Genomic DNA, 19,228 nt, shown 5'->3' with positions numbered 1-19,228 from the left:
CATCGTGTTTCCAGGTACGCACCGATGAGCCAGTATATCCATCATGTTCCCGGCCGCATCCGCATCCGCTCGAAGGCATTTGAATGCCACCACGGCGCACGTGCTGACGCAGCACGCGAGCGCCTGCTGGCCATGGAAGGCATCCGCGCCGTCGAAATCAAGCCCCGCGCGGCGAGCCTGATCGTGCAGTACGACCCGGACAAGGTCTCCCGCGCAACGCTGTTCGCGACGCTGGAGGAGCTGGGCTGCATGAGCGCTGCGCGCCGCGAGAGCGAGCACGTGCGCCGCATCGGGGAGACGTTCGGCAAGGCGCTGGTGGGCGCGGTGCTGCAGAAGGCCGTGGAGCAGTCCGCCCGGACGCTGGTCACCGCGCTGGTCTGATCGCCCAACCGTCGCCCACCGCTGTCGGCCGCTGTCGGCGGTGGCGCGCGCCGGTGGGGCGACCCTCAACCGCAGGCTTGCAGGCTCGGTCCGGCGGACATGATCTTCATCTCAGACCAAACACACCAAGCGAGCGCTTGGCAACGGGACTCAGCCGACCGCGACTGTGCATCGGCGCAAACGCGCATCGAGCCCCCGGCGCCAGCGCCGTCAACTAGTGCCCTGCCCCATTGGGTGCCCAAATGGGTGCCCAATTGGCTGCCCCATTGGCTCGTCCGTGCCGCGCACAGGCGCACGCCCTCGCGCCGGCAGCAGCGCTGGGCGACCCTGCGCGCACTCGCGGCCGAGTGTGCGCCGGAGCGCCACGGCGACTAGCCAGGCAGAGCCTCAGACCAACCAGGGCACGGAGCGTCGCCGTGCGCAGCGCTGACTGGAGGATGACTGGAGGATGACTGGAGGATGACTGGAGGATGACTGGAGTGTTGACCTCCAGGTCAACACCGACCAAAGCGGGATGCGATATCGCGACTGCCGAGCCGACCTAGAGGTCGGCTCTCCGGCCCGGCCCGGCCCGGCCCGGCCCGGCTCCGGCGCGGCTCAGCTCCGGGCTGGCAACTGCTTTGCTGCCGAGCTTCTCTCCGCCTTTCCCCCGCCTCACTACCCCGGGGCGCAGAGCGACCGCTGACCCTCGACACCGCGGTTCCGTTGGCGCGCGAGCAGCAGGAAGCCAGCACCCGCTGCCAACAAGACCAGTGGCGTCGGCGCCGGCACCGCCATCGTCGTGGACAAGCCCCGGTCGTAGAAGGAAAGCTGCCGCAGGCCAAGGCCATTGGCCGTCTCCCAGTCGCCCTGCTGCCCGTTCTCGACAACGTAGAGATCGAATACCGTCCCGTAGTTCACCGCGAAGGCTGTCAGCATCGGGTCGGTGGGCCCCGCGTCGTAGCGCCATGTTCCGGTAAGCCCGTCAGTGGACGTGAACTGGAAGTGGTCCCGCGTGACGACCCCGACAAAGGTGGCGCCGACGGTGACGCTGAGACCGTCTGAACTATCAAAGGCAAACTCGAACTTCGCGATGAGCGGCGTCGGACCCTTGATCCCCTCGACGGAATCCTCCGGAATGACGCAATCCGCCCCACTCCCGAACTCGCCGATGGTCCCAGACGAGCTAACGCCACAATCGATGCCATCATATTGACCGACCAACGCCGCCTGCGCCGGAACGGCGACCAATGCGGCCGCCAGCAGAGCCGCCGCGCTGAACCAACCCGTTAAGCCCCTCATGGCGAGCACCCTTGTGTGAATAGGCCCGGGAGAAAGCGCGATAGCACCGCCGGTGTCTTGGGCCCGCAAGCACGCCGATTCGCGCACGTCGGCTGGGATATTGAGGCCAACACGTGTTCGACAGAATCGGGGCAGCGACGGCTTCCGAGGGGCCGAGGTCACCTGAGCAGGGGTACAGGGACGACCGACGGGTGATGGGGCGCTTCCGCCCGGGCGCCTGGGTGGCACCCGCTTCATAAGGCAGGGCCGGGATGCGCGCACGGCCCTGGGTCGTTAACACCAACCCAACGAGACGCCCACTGACCGAGAGCTTGCTTGTCGGAGGCTTTTCGGTGCCTCGACGGCGCACGCGGACAAGCATGGCGAGCGCGTGGCACGGCATGCGAGTCGCTAAACTGACCTCGCAACGCTGCAGTTTGGGAGTTGATCCGATGCACCATCACGACACCGCCGCTTGGCGCCATAGCCACGACTTCATCACCACGGCCGAGCAGCGCGCCGAGCAGCGCACGCGCTGGGTCGTTTATCTGACCCTTGCGACCATGGTCGTAGAGCTGACGGCGGGCTGGCTGACCGGCTCCATGGCACTGCTGGCGGACGGCTGGCACATGGGCAGCCACGCGGCGGCACTCGGGCTCAGCGTGCTGGCCTACGGCTTCGCGCGGCGACATGCACGGGACACACGCTTCAGCTTCGGCACCGGCAAGGTGTCGCCGCTCGCGGGCTACACCAGTGCCCTGCTACTCGGCGTCGGCGCACTCTGGCTCCTCGTCACGTCAACAGAGCGCTTCTTCAACCCGGTGACGATCCACTACGGCGAGGCCATCGCCATCGCCGTGCTCGGCCTCGCCGTGAACGTGCTGAGCGCTTGGCTGCTCGGCGCCGACCATCATCACGGCCACAGTCACGGGCACGCGGAGCACGGACATGGCCATCATGACCATGACCATCATGACCACGACCATCATGACCACGACCACGACCACGACCACGACCACGACCACGACCACGATCATGTCCACGAGGCCGGCCACGCGCACGATCACCGCGACCTCAATCTGCGCGCCGCGTACTTCCACGTCATCGCCGACGCGCTGACCTCCGTGCTCGCCATCGTCGCGTTGAGCGCGGGCCTCTTGTACGGCTGGGGCTTCCTGGACCCGTTGATGGGCCTCGTCGGCGGTCTGCTCATCGCCCGCTGGGCCTGGGGACTCGCCCGCGACAGCGCGCTGACACTGCTGGATGCGGAGGACCTCGCCCCCAAGGAGGCCGAGATCCGGCACGCGCTGGCGGCGGAGGACGACGTCGCCGTCAGCGATCTCCATCTGTGGCGCATCGGTGCCGCGAGCCACGCCTGCATCCTGTCCTTGGTGACCCATGCGCCGAAGCCCGTGGAGCACTACAAGGCGCTGATCGGCCAGGTGCCCGGCATCGACCACCTGACCGTCGAGGTGCAGCAGTGTCGGGATGAGGATTGTGTGGGGAGCGCGGCGGCGAGCGCCTGCTAGAGAAGGGCCGAGGGCCAAGGGAGCTCCCAGAACCTGCCATCGGGAATCCGATGCAGTCGCGCATCAACCTCGAATGCGAACGCTTCTTAATGGTGGTAGTCTTCGCGCCTGCTGAGCGGCGGCGACCCAACCGTTTCGCCGCCAAGCCACGCTTTTTCCAGACCTGCTTGCAACCAAGGGCCTGATGCCCATAACCGTCGAGGACTCCACATGCTGACCAGAACCACCATCGGCGCGGCGACGCTGCTCTGTCTCGTCGCCGGCAGCGTCTACGCGGACGGCGAGGTGAACATCTACTCCTCCCGCCACTACGACACGGACGAGCGGCTGTACTCCGACTTCGAGAAGGAGACCGGCATCAAGATCAACCGCATCGAGGGCGACGGCGACCAGCTCATCGAGCGCATCAAGGCCGAGGGCCAGAACAGCCCCGCGGACATCCTGATCACCGTCGACGCGGGCCGCCTGTGGCGTGCCGACGAGGCCGGCCTGTTGCAGCCGGTGGAGTCCGAGCTGCTGGAAACTCGCATCCCGGCCCCCCTGCACCACCCCGACGGGCACTGGTGGGGCTTCTCCAAGCGCGCCCGCATCCTCTTCTACGACAAGGAGCGCGTGGACCCGAAGGACATCCAGACCTATCAGGACCTCGCCGACCCGAAGCTCAAGGGGCTGGTCTGCACCCGCAGCGCGAGCAACATCTACATGCTCTCGCTGATGGCCGCACTCATTGAGCACCTGGGCGCTGAGGAGGCCGAGAAGTGGGCCGCCGGCGTCTGGGAGAACCGCGCCCGCGACCCGGCCGGCGGCGATACCGACCAGATCAAGGCCGTCGCCTCCGGGGAATGCGCCATCGCCATGGCCAACACCTACTACTTCGCCCGCGCGTTGCGCACGGACGTCGAGGGTCTGGACAAGGAGGCCATCGCCAGCATCGGCTGGGTGTTCCCGAATCAGGAGAGCTTCGGCACCCACGAGAACATCTCCGGCGCCGGCGTGACCAAGCACGCGCCGAACCGCGAGAACGCGATCAAATTCCTGGAATACCTGAGCAGCGAGCAGGCGCAGCAGTACTTCTCGGCCGGCAACGACGAGTACCCGGTGGTGCCCGGCACGGCGCTGTCGGACAGCGTCGCCAAGCTTGGCGCCTACAAGGCGGACAGCATCAACCTGAACGTGCTGGGCGAGAACCAGGCCGAGGCACAGCGCATCTACGACCGCGTCGGCTATAAGTGAGCCCGCCGGGCCGGCAGCGCCGGCCCGTCACCAACACAAAAGCCCCGGCCTGCCCCGCAGGCCGGGGCTTTTTGTTGCCCCCGGGTACGCCGACTTCAGTCGGCCCTCCCGGGGGCCGGCTAAAGCCGGCGTACCCGGGGGCGCATCGCTAGGTCCCGATCGGCACCGTCCCGGCCGCGGCCGGCCGCTTGGGCTCGGCATCGGTGCGGGGCGCCCTCGCCTTCTGCGCCCGCCCGCCGGGGCGCGAGGCCATGATCTGCCGGCTCAGCAGGAACACCGGCAGCAGCCCGCAGGCAACGATGATGAGCGACGGCGTCGCCGCCTGCGTCAGACGCTCGTCCTTGGCCAGGTTGTAGGCCTGGATCGCGAGCGTGTCGAAATTGAAGGGCCGCATGATGAGCGTCGCCGGCAGCTCCTTGAACACGTCCACGAAAACAATGAGCCCGGCGGTCAACAACCCGCCCGAGATCACCGGGATGTGCACCCGCAACGCCGTCGCAAGCGGCCCGTGGCCCAGCGAGCGGGCGACATCGTCCATGTGCGTCGTGACCTTGCCCAGGCTCGCCTGCACGGTGTTGAGGGACACGGCCAGGAAGCGCACCAGGTACGCGAACACGAGCGCCGCGATGCCGCCCGTAAAGATGAGCCCGACGCCGAAGCCGAAGTTGGCCCGAACCCAGCTATCGATGGCGTTATCCAATGCCGCCACCGGGATCAGGATGCCGACGGCGATCACGGAGCCCGGCACCGCGTAACCCAAGGCCGCGACGCGATTGGCCCCGGCCGCGATCGGCGAGCGCTCGATACGCGCCACGTAGGCCAGAAACAGTGCGACCACCACGGCCAGCACGGCCGTCGCACCCGCAAGGATGGTGCTGTTGGCCGTGAGCCTGAGATAGCGTGGCGTCAGAAAGTCGTGCCCGGCCGTGGCCGCCATCCATAGCAGCATGGCCACGGGCAGGATGAAGCCGATCACGAGCGGGCCGGCGCAGAAGGCGCTGGCGAGCCAGGCCCGCCAGCCGCGCAGCCGGTACGGATCAATGACCTGCCAGCGCCGCGACGTCTCATGAAAGCGCGCCCGCCAGCGGCTGCGTTGCTCCAGCATCAGGAGCGCGAAGACGAAGGCGAGCAGCACGCTCGCGAGCTGCGCCGCCGCCACCTTGTCGCCCATGGAATACCAGGTGCGATAGATGCCGGTGGTGAAGGTCGGCACGCCGAAGTGCGCGACGGTGCCGAAGTCGGCCAGCGTCTCCATCAGCGCCAGCGCCATGCCGGTGACGATGGCGGGGCGCGCCAGCGGCAGCGCGATGCTCCAGAACCCGCCCCAGGGCGTGCGCCCGAGCGTGCGACCCACCTCCAGCGCGCAGATGGATTGCTGCAGAAAGGCCGTCCGCGCCAGCAGATAGACGTAGGGGTAGAGCACGGCGCTGAACACCACCACGGCACCGCCGACGGAGCGGATGTTCGGAAACCAATAGTCCCGCGGCCCCCAGCCGGTCAGATCGCGCAGCAGCGTCTGCACCGGGCCCGCGTGCTGCAGCAGGTCCGTGTAGGCGTAGGCGACGACATAGGCGGGGATGGCGAGCGGCAGCACCAGCATCCACTCGAACAGCCGTCGCCCCGGAAACCGGCACATGACCACGAGCCAGGCCGTGCCGGTGCCGCCGATGACGACGCCCACCCCGGCGCCGAGCATCAGCACCAGGCTGTTCAGCACATAGTCCGGCAGCACCGTGGACACGAGGTGCGCCCAGTTCCCCTGCCCCTCGCGGAACATATTGAACAACACGCCCAGCACCGGCACCGAGAAGAGCGCGGCGACGACGACGGACAGCGCGGCGAGCGGCAGGCGCGGGCGTCGGCGGTCTCTTGCAGGAGATGCGATTGACTCTCTTTTCATAGCGGCATTGTGCCAGCAAAGCACCGTCTGGGGAGGCGTCGCCTCACACCAACGAGCCGTGCTCATCGCCATCGGGATCGCTATCGAAATCGGTTTCTGCTCAACGCCGTCGCCACCAGGGCTGGAAGCCCTCGCTACGCACGGAGCCCGCGGCGCTGGTGGGGATAACGATCAAGGCCGCCTAATTGCGCCAAGTCCTGCACAAGGCAGCCGTCCCGATGCGCGGATGTCAGCGGAACGGGATGAACTGGTCCATCGCCCGGAAGGGCACGCTCATGGAGCCCGTGTCGCTGGCCATGTTGCCGACCCCGTGGCGCATCAGCAGCACGTCGTACTGCATGCGGCCCATGCTGGCGTTCATCGTCGTCATGTCGGTGCTCATGCGCCCGATGTCCTCGCGCATCGTGGTCATGCTGCTGTCCATCTGGAGCATGGCGCTGCGCATCTGGCCCATGTCGCCGCGCATGGCCGTCATCTGCTCGTTCATGGACTGCATGTCCCGCGCCATGCTCAGCATGAAGCTCGGGCCTTGGAACTTGCGCGGGTCCCGATCGGCATCCTTGGCGTCCCGCGCCGCATGGCCCATGTTGTACATGTAGGCCTCCATGCGGTCCATGTCGGTCATCATCATCCAGACCATCGCGAACAGCACGCCACCGATCATGACCGCGAACAGCCCGACGATCCCGGTGTACCATTTGGCCCGCTTGTGCCGACGGGTCTGCTCGCGCATGTCCTTGCGCAGCGTCACCGCGAGGCGGCGGGCCTTGCCCGCCTCGGTGATGGCCGCCGCCGGCTGGCTGCCGAACCCCAGCGCATCGCGCAGCCGGTCAGTCAGCTCGGCGCGCAGCGCCGGGTCATCGCGCACGGCCTCGATCAGCCGATCGGCGGCGGCGCTGGCAGTCTGGTTGTTGCTGGGCTCGGCCATCGGGGTGCAACCTAGTCGCGCTTGGGGGATGCATCCATTATCGTCGCGCCGGCGGCGCGTCGGATAGCGCCCGGTTCAACATCTCGCATTTCCACCCCGCTGCAACGCGCCGGTCCACTGCCGATGACCAAGCCACCGCGCCCCCGTTGTTTTGCCCGTTGCGTCGGCGGCAGCCTCAGGCTGTCGCTGCTCCTGATTGCCGGCAGCGCGGCGGGCCAGACGAGCGCCCCGGCCGACTGCGGCGGCGACTTCGCCAGTTGGCTGGACGCTGTGCGCAGCGAAGCCCAGGCGGCCGGCATCGGGCCCGACAGCATCGCCGCGCTGGATGGCTTGGCACCGAATGCGAGCGTCCTCGCCCACGACCGCGCCCAAGCGGTGTTCACGCAGGACTGGCTGACCTTTGCCGGGCGCATGGTCAACGACTATCGCCTGCGGGTGGGCCGTGAGAAGCTCACCGCCCACGCCGACAGCTTCGCCGCCGCGGAGCGCGACACCGGCGTGCCGGGCGCCGTGATCGCGGCGTTCTGGGGGCTGGAGACGGACTACGGCGCCGTGCAGGGGGACTTCGACACGCTGACCGCGCTCGCCACCCTCGCCCACGACTGCCGCCGGCCGGCCCTGTTCCGGCCGCAGCTTCAGGATGCGCTGCGGCTCCTGGACTCGGGTTGGCTGCGCCGCGCCGACCTCAAAGGCGCCTGGGCCGGCGAGCTGGGTCAGGTGCAATTGCTGCCGTCCGACTATCTGAGGTTCGGCACCGATGGCGATGGCGATGGCCGTGTCGCGCTCAAGACCAGCCCCGCCGACGTCATCGCCACCGCGGCGCGTTACCTGAGCCACCTGGGCTGGCGCGCCGGCGAGCCCTGGCTCGCGGCGGTGCGCGTACCGGCCGAGCTGCCTTGGGCCGAGGCCGACGTCTACCAGCGCCACCCGCGCGCCCACTGGGCGGCACTTGGCGTCACCGCCGCGGACGGCGCGGCGTTGCCGGCGGATTACCTGCCTGCCGCGCTGCTGCTGCCGATGGGCCGCACCGGGCCGGCCTTTCTGGCCTACCCCAATTTCGACGTGTATCTTGCGTGGAATCAGTCCCTGACCTACTGCACCACCGCGGCGTATTTTGCGACGCGGCTCGCCGGTGCGCCGAAGATCGATCCGGGGCGTCCGGAGCCCGGGCTCGACGGCGCTGCCATGCGCGAGCTGCAAGCGGCGCTCGCCGCGCGCGGCCACGATGTCGGCGCCATCGACGGCATCTTGGGCGAGAGAACGCGCGCCGCCGTGCGCGCCGAGCAGCAGCAGCTCGGGCTGCCCGCCGACGCCTGGCCGACGCCCGCGCTGCTCGCGCGGCTGCGCTGACTGCGGGCTTGCCGGGTGCCGGCGACCTCGGGGTCGCGGCAACCGCAGCACAGATGGGCGAACGCATAGCCTTAAATCGATCCATTTGATTTGCTTTATCGATTTCCCTTAGGGGAGCCACGTCCGGACACTGCCGGCCCGTTTGCCGAAAACCGGGCGCTTAGAGGGGAAAACGACCATGCGGATCTTCAATCAGTTCAGCCTGGACCACGCCAAGGGCGACCTGTTCGGCGGCGTCACGGCGGCCGTCATCGCGCTGCCTATGGCGCTGGCCTTCGGTGTCGCGTCCGGCGCCGGCGCTGAGGCAGGCCTGTACGGCGCCGTGCTGGTCGGGTTCTTCGCCGCGATCTTCGGCGGCACGCCGACGCTGATCTCCGAGCCCACCGGACCCATGACCGTCGTGTTCACGGCGGTCATCATGAGCATGATGGCCGCCAACCCCGAGCAGGGCATGGCCATGGCCTTCACCACGGTCATGATGACCGGGCTAATTCAGGTCCTGTTCGGTGTGCTGAAGCTCGGCCGCTACGTCACGATGATGCCCTACACGGTCATCTCGGGCTTCATGTCGGGCATCGGCTTCATTCTGATCATCATCCAGTTGCCGCCCCTGCTCGGCTATGCGTCGCCGCCCGGCGGCGTGCTCGGCTCGCTGCGGGCCTTGCCGGACTTCATCGCCCAGATCAACCCGGGCGAGGCCACCCTCGGCGGCGTGGCGCTCGCGATCCTGTTGCTGATGCCCCGCGGCTGGCGCCGCTTCATGCCGCCGCAACTGCTCGCGCTGGTGGTGGGCACGCTGCTTGCCATTTTCGTACTCGGCAGCGGCGCCTACCGCGCCATCGGCGAGGTGCCGGGCGGCCTGCCGAGCATCCAACTGCCCACGTTCACGCAGGAGCAGTGGCAGCACATGGTGGTCGACGCCATCGTGCTGGCGCTGCTCGGCTCCATCGATGCGCTGCTGACGTCGGTCATCGCCGACAGCCTGACCCGGACCCAGCACGACTCGGACAAGGAGCTCATTGGCCAGGGCCTGGGCAACCTGGCATCAGGCCTGTGCGGCGGCCTGCCCGGCGCCGGCGCGACCATGGGCACGGTGGTGAACATCCAGACCGGCGCCCACACGGCGCTGTCCGGACTCACCCGCGCCGTCATCCTCGGCATTGTCGTCTTCGGCGCCGGCGCGCTGGTGGAGCCCATCCCGAAGGCCGTGCTCGCCGGCATCGCCATCAAGGTCGGCATCGACATCATCGACTGGGGCTTCCTCCGGCGCGCACACCTGGTGTCTGTGCGCGGTGCGCTGATCATGTACGGCGTCATCGCGATGACCGTCTTCGTGGACCTCATCACCGCCGTCGGCATCGGGCTGTTCGTGGCCAACGTGCTCACCATCCGCAGGCTTGCGGACCTGCAGTCGGAGGGCGTCAAGCTGCTGGGCCTGTCCGAACCCGTCGATGACGACATGCAGTGCAAAAACGGCACCGAGGAGGAGCGCAAGATCCTGTCCGACCCGGGCAACGGCATCGCCTTGCTGTGCCTGAGCGGCCCGCTGATCTTCGGCGCCGCCAAGGCCATCACGCGCCTGCAGCTCGAGATCGCCGGAGCGCGCAGCCTGGTGGTGGACCTCACCGACGTGCCGCATCTGGGCGTCACCACCTCGCTCGCCATCGAGGGCGCCGTCCGCGACGCCGCAAGCCACGGCTGCCGGGTCTACCTTGCCGGGCTGCAACCGCAGGCACGCAAGCGCCTGGAGGCCCTTGGCCTGAGCCGCGTCGTGCCCGCCGAGCGCTGGGTGGACGCCCGCGCCAAGGCGCTCAAGCGCGCCGTCGCCGAGCGCGCCGGACAGACGCCGTCGGCGTAAGCTGCACCCCCGGCACGCCGATGCCAGTCAGGCCCCATCCGTCGCGGGCTTGATGCCCGCAGGCCCAAGCGGGCGGATGGGCGCCGATCATCGTCTTTTGCCGGCCACACGCTTCGCCGCTGCCAGTTGACCGCCCTGATCTTGCCGCACGCCCTCGCCCCCCGCGTTATCGTTGGCCTGTCCGGCGGCGTGGATTCCGCCGTCGCGGCGCACCTGCTGCGCGAGCAGGGCTATGCGGTGGCGGGGCTATTCATGAAGAATTGGGAGGAGGACGACGCGCCCGGCTACTGCTCGGCGGCGGCGGACCTCGCGGACGCCCGGGCGGTGGCGGACCGGCTCGGCATTGAGCTTCGCACGGTCAACTTCGCCACCGAGTATTGGGACCGGGTGTTTGAGGCCTTTCTGGCCGAGTACCGGGCGCTGCGCACGCCGAACCCGGACGTGCTCTGCAACAGCGAGATCAAGTTCCGCGCCTTTCTGGAGCATGCGCTGGGCTTGGGCGCGGACTGGATCGGCACCGGCCACTATGCCCGCGTCGCCCGTGGTGCCGGCGGCGCCCGGCTGCTGCTCGCGCGGGATGCGGACAAGGACCAGACCTACTTCCTGCATCGGCTAACGGCTGCGCAGCTCGATCGCACCCTGTTTCCGCTCGCGGACCTGACCAAGGCGGAGGTCCGCGCCATCGCGCGGCGGCTCGGGCTCGACAATGCCGAGAAGAAGGACAGCACCGGCATCTGCTTCATCGGCGAGCGGCGCTTCGCGGATTTTCTGGCGCGCTGGTTGCCGGACAACCCCGGCCCCATCGAAACGCCGGAGGGATTCAAGCTCGGCGAGCACCGCGGGCTCGCGTGGTACACCATCGGCCAGCGCTCGGGCTTAGGGATAGGCGGCGTGCGCGAGGCGGGCGAGGCGCCCTGGTTCGTCGCCGCCAAAGATGCCGAACGCAACGTGCTCGTGGTGGTACAGGGTGCCGACCATCCGCTGCTCTACGCCGACGGGCTCCGCGGCGAGCAACTGCACTGGATCGGCGGCGCCCCGCCGGTGCCGGCCGGCGCGCTGCCGTTCGACTGCCTGGGTCGGCTGCGGCATCGACAGCCGCTTATGCGCTGCACGCTGGTCGAGTACGATAGCCGCTCTTGCCGCGTGCACTTCGCCGAGCCCCAGCGCGCCGTGACGCCCGGCCAGTCGATCGTCTTCTACCACGGCGTCGAGTGTTTGGGCGGTGCCGTCATCACCGCCGCGTCGCTCGTCGAACGGGGTAGAGAACGATGACGTTTGGGCGCATGTTCAAAGACGCGCAGGCCAACTCGGTACCCTACCCCCTAGCCCCTGTCACCAGCTCCTAGCCCCTGTCCATGGAACACTCCGACCAAGACCGCCTCATTGCCCTTGCCGGCCTGCACCAGGCGGCCTACTGCGTGCAGCGCATCGCCAACCGCGGCAGCGTCGACATCGCGCAGATGGAGCCCTGCATCCATAGCCTGTTCGAGATCGATGCGCCGGACGTGCCGTCGGTCTACGGCGAGCCCGGCGCCGTCGCCACCGGTGCCCGCCAGGTGGTGGCGCAGCTCACGGGCGAGCCCGCGCGCGAGATGGAGCTGACCCGCTACGTGATCGCGCTGATGCGCCACGAGCGCAACCTCGCCGGCCGCGGCGCCATGCAGAAGGAGATCGCGCGGCGCATCCAGGGCGCCAGCGCGGCCCGCGGCGACCTGCCGCTGCTCGACCGGGAGGTGCTCGCGGGCTTCGCCGGCATCTATCAAGACACCATCAGCAAGCTCACGCCGCGCATCATCGTCCGCGGCAACCCGCTGTACTTGCAGAACCCCGACAACCAGGACCGCATCCGCGCGCTGCTGCTGGCCGGCATCCGCGGCGCCCTGCTGTGGCGCCAGTGCGGCGGCACCCGCTGGCAGGTTCTGCTCGGCCGCCGCAAGATGCTCGACGCCGCCCGCGCCTATCTGCGCGACACCGAGCGCGTCTGAATACGGCCGGTCTGCAAATAAGGCATCGCCGGGCGCGCCGCGCCGGCGCAACGGGCGTTGACCGGGGCGTTGACCGGGGCGTTGACTGGAGTGTTGACCTCCAGGTCAACACCGACAGAGCGGGGTGCACAGATATCGCGAGTGCCGAGCCGACCTGGAGGTCGGCTCTCCGGCCCGGCTCCGGCCGAGACGGTCGTGAGACGTACGCGCCGCTGCGCTAGGGATCGGAATCCTCACCAGTCACCCAATCGAAACAATTGACTTCGGCGTGGATGCGCCGTTCCGCCCGCGTCGCTAGAATCCGGCGCATCCTGCACCGCAACAAAGCACATCCGGAGCCACCGATGCACGACAGCTTCAAGTCCAAGGCCGACCTCGACGTCGCCGGCAAGCGTTACCAGATCTTCCGCGTGGACGCCGTCGCCAACAGCGCGCGGCTCCCCTTCAGCATGAAGATCCTGCTGGAGAACCTGCTGCGCCACGAGGACGGCGTCACCGTGAAGCGCGCGGACATCGAGGCCGTCGGCAACTGGAACCCGCAGGCCGAGCCGGACACCGAGATCCAGTACCGCCCTGCGCGCGTGCTGATGCAGGACTTCACCGGCGTGCCGGCGGTCGTGGACCTGGCCGCCATGCGCGATGCCATGCGCGCGCTGGGCGGCGACCCGGACAAGATCAACCCGCTGCAGCCGGCGGAGCTGGTCATCGACCATTCGGTACAGGTGGACAAGTACGGCTCCGACGCGGCGCTGGGCCTCAACGCGGAGCTGGAGTTCTCCCGCAACAAGGAGCGCTATCAGTTCCTGAAGTGGGGCCAGCAGGCGTTCGACAACTTCAAAGTCGTCCCGCCGGACACCGGCATCGTGCACCAGGTGAACGTGGAGTACCTGGCCCGCGTCGTCTTCGGCCGCGCAGTCGATGGCGTGCTGCAGGCCTACCCTGACACGCTGGTGGGCACCGACAGCCACACCACCATGATCAACGGCGTCGGCGTGCTCGGCTGGGGCGTCGGCGGCATCGAGGCCGAGGCATCGATGCTCGGCCAGCCCGTCTCCATGCTGATCCCGAAGGTGGTCGGCGTGAAGCTGACCGGCAAGCTGCCGGAGGGCGCGACGGCCACGGACCTGGTGCTGACCATCGTCGAGATGCTCCGCAAGCACGGCGTCGTCGGCAAGCTCGTCGAGTTCTACGGCCCGGCGGTCAAGACGCTGCCCATGGGCGATCGCACCACCATCGCCAACATGGCGCCCGAGTACGGCGCCACCTGCGGGCTCTTCCCCATCGACGACGAGACGCTGGACTTCCTGCGCCTCACCGGTCGGTCCGAGGACCAGGTCGCGCTGGTGGAGGCCTATGCCAAGGCGCAGGGCATGTTCGACGCGGACGGCAGCTTCGAGGCCGATTTCAGCGAGACCTTGGCGCTGGACATCGGCACCGTCGTGCCGAGCCTCGCCGGCCCCAAGCGCCCGCAGGACCGCGTCGCGCTGACCGACGTGAAGGCCGGCTTCGAGGCGGCGCTGAAGAAGGTCAACGCCGAGCGCGGCGTCGAGACCAAACCGCCGGTCAAGACCAGCATGGACGGCCAGGAAGTCGAGATCGGCGACGGCGCCGTCGTCATCGCCGCCATCACGTCCTGCACCAACACGTCCAACCCCACCGTCATGCTCGGCGCCGGACTCGTCGCCAAGAAGGCCGTCGAGCGCGGACTCCGCGTGCCGCCGTGGGTCAAGACCTCCCTCGGCCCGGGCTCCATGGTCGTCACGCGCTACCTGGAAGAGTCCGGCCTCATGGGGCCCCTAAAGCAGCTCGGCTTCCACGTCGTGGGCTACGGCTGCACCACCTGCATCGGCAACTCCGGCCCGCTGCGGCCGGAGGTCTCAAAGGCGATTGCAGACGGCGACCTCACCGTGGCCTCGGTGCTCTCCGGCAACCGCAACTTCGAGGGCCGCGTGCATGCGGAGGTGCGCATGAACTACCTGGCCTCCCCGCCGCTGGTCGTGGCCTACGCCATCGCCGGGCGCATGGGCTTCGACCCGTACAACGAGCCGCTGGCGTCGGACCCGGACGGCAACCCGGTGTTCCTGCGCGACATCTGGCCCACCCAGGGCGAGGTGGCCGATACGGTGGCGAGCTTCCTCGGCCAGGACGATTTCACCCGGACCTACGCCAACGTCTATGACGGCGACGCCCGCTGGCAGGGCCTCCAGGCGCCCACGGACAAGACCTTCGCCTGGGACGACAGCAGCACCTACGTGCAGGAGCCGCCCTACTTCCAGGGCATCAGCATGACGCCCGCGCCGGTGGCGGCCATCGCGGGCGCGCGCTGTCTCGCGCTGCTCGGCGACTCGGTGACGACGGACCACATCTCTCCCGCCGGCAACATCAAGGCGGACAGCCCGGCCGGGCGCTATCTCGTGGAGCACGGCGTGCAGCCGGCGGACTTCAACTCCTACGGCTCGCGCCGCGGCAACCATCAGGTGATGATGCGCGGCACCTTCGCCAACATCCGCCTGCGCAACAAGATGGCCCCGGGCACCGAGGGCGGCGTCACGCTGCACCAGCCCTCCGGTGAGCAGATGTCCATCTACGACGCGGCCATGCGCTACCAGGCCGAGGGCGTGCCCGCCATCGTCCTCGCCGGCAAGGAGTACGGCTCCGGCTCCTCGCGCGACTGGGCGGCGAAGGGTCCGCTGCTGCTCGGCGTGCGTGCCGTCATCGCCGAGAGCTACGAGCGCATCCACCGCACCAACCTGGTCTGCATGGGCGTGCTGCCGCTCCAGTTCCAGCCCGGCGACAGCGCGGAGGCCTTGGGGCTGACCGGCTACGAGACCTTCAGCATCGAAGGGCTCGACGACGGCCGCGCCAAGGCGGTCACCGTCGCCGCCACCGCGGAGGACGGCAGCACCAAGCAGTTCCAGGCCCGCGTGCGCATCGACACCCCGAACGAGGTGGAGTACTACCAGCACGGCGGCATCCTGCATTACGTGCTGCGGAAGCTGGCGGCGTAGCCGGCTGCGCTTCGCGGCACCGAGAGGAGACGACGACAGGATTCGAGCCCGCTATGCTTTTTGCATAGCGTGGCTCAACCACCGGTCGCGGAGGAGTCGAGCCGGACATCACTTGGATCAGCGTTGCCCCGTCGATCGTGAGCGAAGGGTATCAGGTCAGAATCGCCAGAGAGTCGACAGGCCCGGCCGCTCGATCGCCGTCGGTTTCCCCATCGGCGGCAGGTTGCCGGGTTACGCCAGCACCGTCGGGCGGAATACCGACGACGCCAACGTCGCCCCCCGCCTGCCCGCGATCGGTAGACCACTTGCCGGTGGCATCGAGCGAGCGAGGCGCCAAGGGGGCACGAGGCGGCTGAGAACTGACAGCCGGAGATCGTCCAATCTTGAGCCCTTCACTAGATGGCTCGAACCAAAGACCACGCAACCCATGTCAACCGACAGCCCGACATTCGAGCCGGAACGCGCCAGCGACGGCCTGGAACCGGAGGATACCGGCCCCAACGCGGCGCTGGTAAAGCCTTGGGATCCCCGCAAGATCCGTATCACGACCAAGAGCTTCACGTTACGCGAAGTGGTCGATCAGATTGGCGAAGGGGATATCGAGCTAGCGCCCGATTTTCAACGGGAGTTCGTCTGGAAGCAAAGGCAGCGGACGCGCCTGATCGAGTCGATCCTGCTCGGTATCCCGTTGCCTGCCTTTTATTTCAACCAGGACACCGAAGGTAAGTTCCAGGTGGTTGACGGGGTGCAACGCCTGTCGACGATCCGGGACTTCATGGGCGGATTGCCTCGACTCGCGGTGGATGATCTCGAATATCTTAAGGAGCTCGACGGCAACGCCTTTAACGACCTCGACCCGGCGCTGCTGCGTCGGTTGCGCACGACCCAGATCGTGGTCCACGTTATCGAGCCACAAACCCCGGAAGACATCAAATACGACATCTTCAGCCGGGTCAACACGCTCGGAGAACCCCTGTCGGCACAAGAGATTCGGCACGCGATGAGCAAGGCCCGCTCGCGGAAATTCCTCAAGGGGTTGGTGCAGCTTCCATCGTTCGACCGGGCAACCTGCTCGTACTTTTTCAGAAAGGGCAGCGGCGAGCCCGTCAGGGACAGCAAACGCATGGCGGATCGGGAGTTGGTGCTACGATTCTGCGCGTTTCGCGTTGCCGCTGCGGCGTATCGGCAGTCCGCCAACCTTGATGCATTTCTCGTTGACTTTACGCGCCGCATCGACGGCGCCGCCACGGCGTCCGACCCATTGACGGACGATGACCTCGATGATCTTGCAACCGCGTTCGATCGGGCCATGCTCAATGCGCACGCGATCCTTGGTGAGGAGGCGTTTCGCCGCGTCCACCCGGAGACCGGGCGCCGCGGACCGATGAATCGCGCCATCTTCGAGGCTCAGAGTATCGCCCTTTCGACCCATTCTTTTGAGGTCTTGGAGCCGCATGCCGACGACATAAAGGACGCGTTTCTGGAAGCCTTCGATGACCCCGACTACTTGAAGGCGGTAACCGTCGCCACCGGCGACCCGGTCGCGGTCGATCGTCGTCTCAGCACGAATCGGCGGCTCGTCGCCGAGATAGTGCGATGATCGCACGCATTGAGATAGCAGGGTTCAAGCGCTTCACGGCTAGCTGCTTCGAGTTGGCATCGTTGGTGGTGCTCTGCGGGCTGAACGGCGCTGGCAAGAGCTCGATGCTCCAGGCGCTGCTGCTGTGTCGCGAGGCGATGACGAGCCAGGCGAAAACGGTCAGCCTGAATGGCGGGCCGTTCGGTCTGGAGCTTGGCACGGCGGAAGACGTCCACAACCGGGCATCGGTCGGCAACATCAGCATCCGCATGATGACCGCCGATGACCCCACTGTTGCGCAGTGGCGTTTCGCCGTGCCCGAGTCGACGCCGGACAGCCTTTATCTTGTCGTGGCGGAGCGCCCAGACCCGTTTGGTGAGGCATTCGTGCTGGATGCAGTCCCGCGCGGCTTTACCTATCTCAGCGCCGAGCGCTTCGGTCCCCGCGCCCTGCTCAAGTCGGCGGCCACCGCCGGCTCGATGCTCGAAGTCGGCGTGCGGGGCGAGTTTTCGGCGCAGGTGCTCGCCGAGTTCGGCGAACGACCGTTGGAGTATCTGGATCGACGGCATCCGAACGCGGCCATGGACGCGGTCCCGTTCCTGAAATACGAGCTAGAACAATGGCTCAGCGAGATCGTGTGCCCGATCAGGGTGGAGCCGGAGCTACACGCCAACGGCCTGGTCGCCTCGCTGCGGTTCGGTCCGCCCGGCAGCGATCTGGTCCGCGCCCCCAACATGGGCTTTGGCATCTCGTACGCGCTGCCGATCATCCTGGCCGGTCTGGTCGCGCGACCAGGCGGGCTGTTGATCGTCGAAAACCCGGAGGCGCATCTGCACCCCGCCGGGCAGTCGCGAATCGGCGTCTTTCTCGCCTGGCTCGCGGGCAAGGGGGTTCAGGTAGTGCTCGAAACACACTCGGACCATGTGCTGAACGGCATCTGCAGAGCCATCGCCGAGCTCGGCTTTCTGGACCATAAGAACGCCATCGTCCACTTCTTTGAGGGCGGGGAGGCCGATCAGGCCCGGGTAGCGGTGCCTCTGCGCTTCACGGCGTCAGGCGGCGTGTCCGATTGGCCGCCCGGTTTTTTCGATCAGTATCAGATTGACGTCGCGGCGCTCGGGCGGCTGCGGCGGCGGCGCTGAACGCCATGTCGTTCGTCATCGACGGCAGCGAGTGGGCCTTCGATGGTTGGAGCGCCGACGATATCGATCAAGCGCTCGGGCACCTGTCCGAGCGGGTCGATGTGGCTCGCAGCCGCGGAGAGAATGTGTGGATTGGCGACGACCTTCAGTCCCGATCGGTCTTGGGGCCGCTGGACGTCTGGAGCCTCTGGTCAGAGGAGTCCCCACTGCATTTGCCGGTCGAGTTGGGGCGAGAACTTGCCGCGATGCTTCGGCCCTTGGGTGGGTATTTGGACGAGGAGCCATGGCCGGATGGCATGGAGTTTACCCGGGTGGCGATCGGTGATGACCTGCCCGTTGAGAACGAGGACGTGGCCTGGGCGCATCATCATGTGCGCGGCGACCGCGCGGTGGCGTGCCTTGGGCTCCGGCGTCGCGGCGTCTTCAAGACCACCACTGATGCCGGTTCAGCGCAGGTTCACTGGATCGTGGACGAGGCCGAACACCGGGCATTCTACCGGGCAGCCATCGATGTCGAGCGCGACAGTGAGCAGACGCTGGAGCGCTTGTCATCGCACGCGTTTCCAGACCTGTGCTTTGTCGCTGGCATCTGGCGGGAGCTATCCGCATTTGCCGGTGGCTATACCCGGGTACGCAAGGATTTGCGTCGCATTCTCGCGGTGTTGGATGACGTCGGTAAATGGGCCTTCACGGAACCGCCACCAAAGTTGCAGCCCACCGACGAACTCCCGCGCGAATCTGGCGAACCGGGCCGGTTGCTGATCCAGCAGCGGTTTCAGGCGGTCGGACTGGACGTCGCGCCGGAGAAAGCGAGCGTTGCGCGAACGTCTCGGTTTAGTGCTCCTCGGGAGCGGGTGGTCGATGGCCGAACCCTCTACTGCGAATGGCATGTCAAGATCGCGCCGCACATCAACCGCGTACACATTCACCCGCCCGTACCGGAATCCGGCGAGCGCTTGGTCGTCGCCATTTTTCACGCGCATTTGCCGCTGCCAGGCGACACGTGAGGCAGGAGATCCAAGGGAAAGCGGAGAAAATGGGGACCGGAGAAAATGGGGACAGACTACGTTCTCTA

General features: G+C 67.6%; 14 protein-coding genes. 11 read left to right on the top strand and 3 right to left on the bottom strand.

Annotated features, from left to right (window positions below):
- Positions 1–24 precede the first annotated feature (24 nt).
- Positions 25–381, top strand: coding sequence for an HMA2 domain-containing protein (locus tag ML01_RS05000; RefSeq protein ID WP_058554295.1), 357 nt, complete (start codon positions 25–27; stop codon positions 379–381).
- A 657-nt stretch (positions 382–1,038) separates the two neighbouring features.
- Here the strand turns inward: ML01_RS05000 and ML01_RS04995 are convergent.
- Complete coding sequence (locus tag ML01_RS04995) at positions 1,039–1,662, bottom strand: PEP-CTERM sorting domain-containing protein (RefSeq protein ID WP_058554294.1); 624 nt, start codon at positions 1,660–1,662, stop codon at positions 1,039–1,041.
- Between the two features lie 431 nt (positions 1,663–2,093).
- Between ML01_RS04995 and ML01_RS04990 the strand changes: the two genes are divergently transcribed.
- Together ML01_RS04990 and ML01_RS04985 are read left to right on the top strand one after the other, a co-directional pair.
- Positions 2,094–3,170 carry a cation diffusion facilitator family transporter gene (locus tag ML01_RS04990; RefSeq protein ID WP_058554293.1) on the top strand — a complete coding sequence of 359 codons (1,077 nt, stop codon included), beginning with the start codon at positions 2,094–2,096 and terminating at the stop codon, positions 3,168–3,170.
- A 210-nt stretch (positions 3,171–3,380) separates the two neighbouring features.
- The gene (locus ML01_RS04985; protein WP_058554292.1) at positions 3,381–4,403 is read left to right on the top strand and encodes a Fe(3+) ABC transporter substrate-binding protein; all 1,023 of its coding nucleotides are present in this window, start codon (positions 3,381–3,383) and stop codon (positions 4,401–4,403) included.
- Positions 4,404–4,551: 148 nt separating this feature from the next.
- Here ML01_RS04985 and ML01_RS04980 read toward each other — a convergent pair whose 3' ends face one another.
- Positions 4,552–6,303 carry an iron ABC transporter permease gene (locus tag ML01_RS04980; protein ID WP_058554291.1) on the bottom strand — a complete coding sequence of 584 codons (1,752 nt, stop codon included), beginning with the start codon at positions 6,301–6,303 and terminating at the stop codon, positions 4,552–4,554.
- A gap of 229 nt (positions 6,304–6,532) precedes the next feature.
- Positions 6,533–7,231 (bottom strand): hypothetical protein, encoded by a 699-nt coding sequence (locus ML01_RS04975; RefSeq protein ID WP_058554290.1) that lies wholly within the window; start codon positions 7,229–7,231, stop codon positions 6,533–6,535.
- A gap of 123 nt (positions 7,232–7,354) precedes the next feature.
- Here ML01_RS04975 and ML01_RS04970 point away from each other — a divergent pair, with 123 nt between their 5' ends.
- The 8 genes from ML01_RS04970 to ML01_RS04935 all read left to right on the top strand — a co-directional run bounded on the left by ML01_RS04970 (position 7,355) and on the right by ML01_RS04935 (position 19,160).
- Positions 7,355–8,581, top strand: a complete 1,227-nt coding sequence (locus ML01_RS04970; RefSeq protein ID WP_058554289.1) for a lytic murein transglycosylase — start codon at positions 7,355–7,357, stop codon at positions 8,579–8,581.
- Between the two features lie 178 nt (positions 8,582–8,759).
- On the top strand, positions 8,760–10,439 hold the full coding sequence (locus ML01_RS04965; RefSeq protein WP_058554288.1) for a SulP family inorganic anion transporter: 1,680 nt from the start codon (positions 8,760–8,762) through the stop codon (positions 10,437–10,439).
- 126 nt (positions 10,440–10,565) lie between these two features.
- Positions 10,566–11,711, top strand: coding sequence for a tRNA 2-thiouridine(34) synthase MnmA (mnmA, locus tag ML01_RS04960; RefSeq protein WP_305825868.1), 1,146 nt, complete (start codon positions 10,566–10,568; stop codon positions 11,709–11,711).
- Positions 11,712–11,794: 83 nt separating this feature from the next.
- Entirely contained in the window at positions 11,795–12,424 is a 630-nt protein-coding gene (hflD, locus tag ML01_RS04955) for a high frequency lysogenization protein HflD (protein WP_058554287.1), read from the top strand.
- 344 nt (positions 12,425–12,768) lie between these two features.
- Complete coding sequence (acnA, locus tag ML01_RS04950) at positions 12,769–15,432, top strand: aconitate hydratase AcnA (RefSeq protein WP_058554286.1); 2,664 nt, start codon at positions 12,769–12,771, stop codon at positions 15,430–15,432.
- 427 nt (positions 15,433–15,859) lie between these two features.
- Positions 15,860–17,032 carry a DUF262 domain-containing protein gene (locus ML01_RS04945; protein ID WP_058554285.1) on the top strand — a complete coding sequence of 391 codons (1,173 nt, stop codon included), beginning with the start codon at positions 15,860–15,862 and terminating at the stop codon, positions 17,030–17,032.
- Entirely contained in the window at positions 17,029–18,153 is a 1,125-nt protein-coding gene (locus ML01_RS04940; RefSeq protein ID WP_058554284.1) for a DUF3696 domain-containing protein, read from the top strand. The genes ML01_RS04945 and ML01_RS04940 overlap by 4 nt, the downstream gene beginning before the upstream one ends.
- 5 nt (positions 18,154–18,158) lie before the next feature.
- The gene (locus ML01_RS04935) at positions 18,159–19,160 is read left to right on the top strand and encodes a hypothetical protein (protein ID WP_058554283.1); all 1,002 of its coding nucleotides are present in this window, start codon (positions 18,159–18,161) and stop codon (positions 19,158–19,160) included.
- Positions 19,161–19,228 lie beyond the last annotated feature (68 nt).

The organism is Thiohalocapsa sp. ML1 (assembly GCF_001469165.1).
Taxonomy (GTDB): Bacteria; Pseudomonadota; Gammaproteobacteria; order Chromatiales; family Chromatiaceae; genus Thiohalocapsa.
This window is presented reverse-complemented; position numbering and strand designations above follow the sequence as displayed.

Bases quoted from the DNA above. Each gene is read 5' to 3' on its own strand.
- ML01_RS04965 (WP_058554288.1), top strand. From the start codon at position 8,760: ATGCGGATCTTCAATCAGTTCAGCCTGGACCACGCCAAGGGCGACCTG.
- ML01_RS04945 (WP_058554285.1), top strand. From the start codon at position 15,860: ATGTCAACCGACAGCCCGACATTCGAGCCGGAACGCGCCAGCGACGGC.
- ML01_RS04985 (WP_058554292.1), top strand. From the start codon at position 3,381: ATGCTGACCAGAACCACCATCGGCGCGGCGACGCTGCTCTGTCTCGTC.
- ML01_RS04970 (WP_058554289.1), top strand. From the start codon at position 7,355: ATGACCAAGCCACCGCGCCCCCGTTGTTTTGCCCGTTGCGTCGGCGGC.
- ML01_RS05000 (WP_058554295.1), top strand. From the start codon at position 25: ATGAGCCAGTATATCCATCATGTTCCCGGCCGCATCCGCATCCGCTCG.
- ML01_RS04975 (WP_058554290.1), bottom strand. From the start codon at position 7,231: ATGGCCGAGCCCAGCAACAACCAGACTGCCAGCGCCGCCGCCGATCGG.
- ML01_RS04980 (WP_058554291.1), bottom strand. From the start codon at position 6,303: ATGAAAAGAGAGTCAATCGCATCTCCTGCAAGAGACCGCCGACGCCCG.
- acnA (WP_058554286.1), top strand. From the start codon at position 12,769: ATGCACGACAGCTTCAAGTCCAAGGCCGACCTCGACGTCGCCGGCAAG.
- ML01_RS04940 (WP_058554284.1), top strand. From the start codon at position 17,029: ATGATCGCACGCATTGAGATAGCAGGGTTCAAGCGCTTCACGGCTAGC.
- ML01_RS04935 (WP_058554283.1), top strand. From the start codon at position 18,159: ATGTCGTTCGTCATCGACGGCAGCGAGTGGGCCTTCGATGGTTGGAGC.
- ML01_RS04995 (WP_058554294.1), bottom strand. From the start codon at position 1,662: ATGAGGGGCTTAACGGGTTGGTTCAGCGCGGCGGCTCTGCTGGCGGCC.
- ML01_RS04990 (WP_058554293.1), top strand. From the start codon at position 2,094: ATGCACCATCACGACACCGCCGCTTGGCGCCATAGCCACGACTTCATC.
- hflD (WP_058554287.1), top strand. From the start codon at position 11,795: ATGGAACACTCCGACCAAGACCGCCTCATTGCCCTTGCCGGCCTGCAC.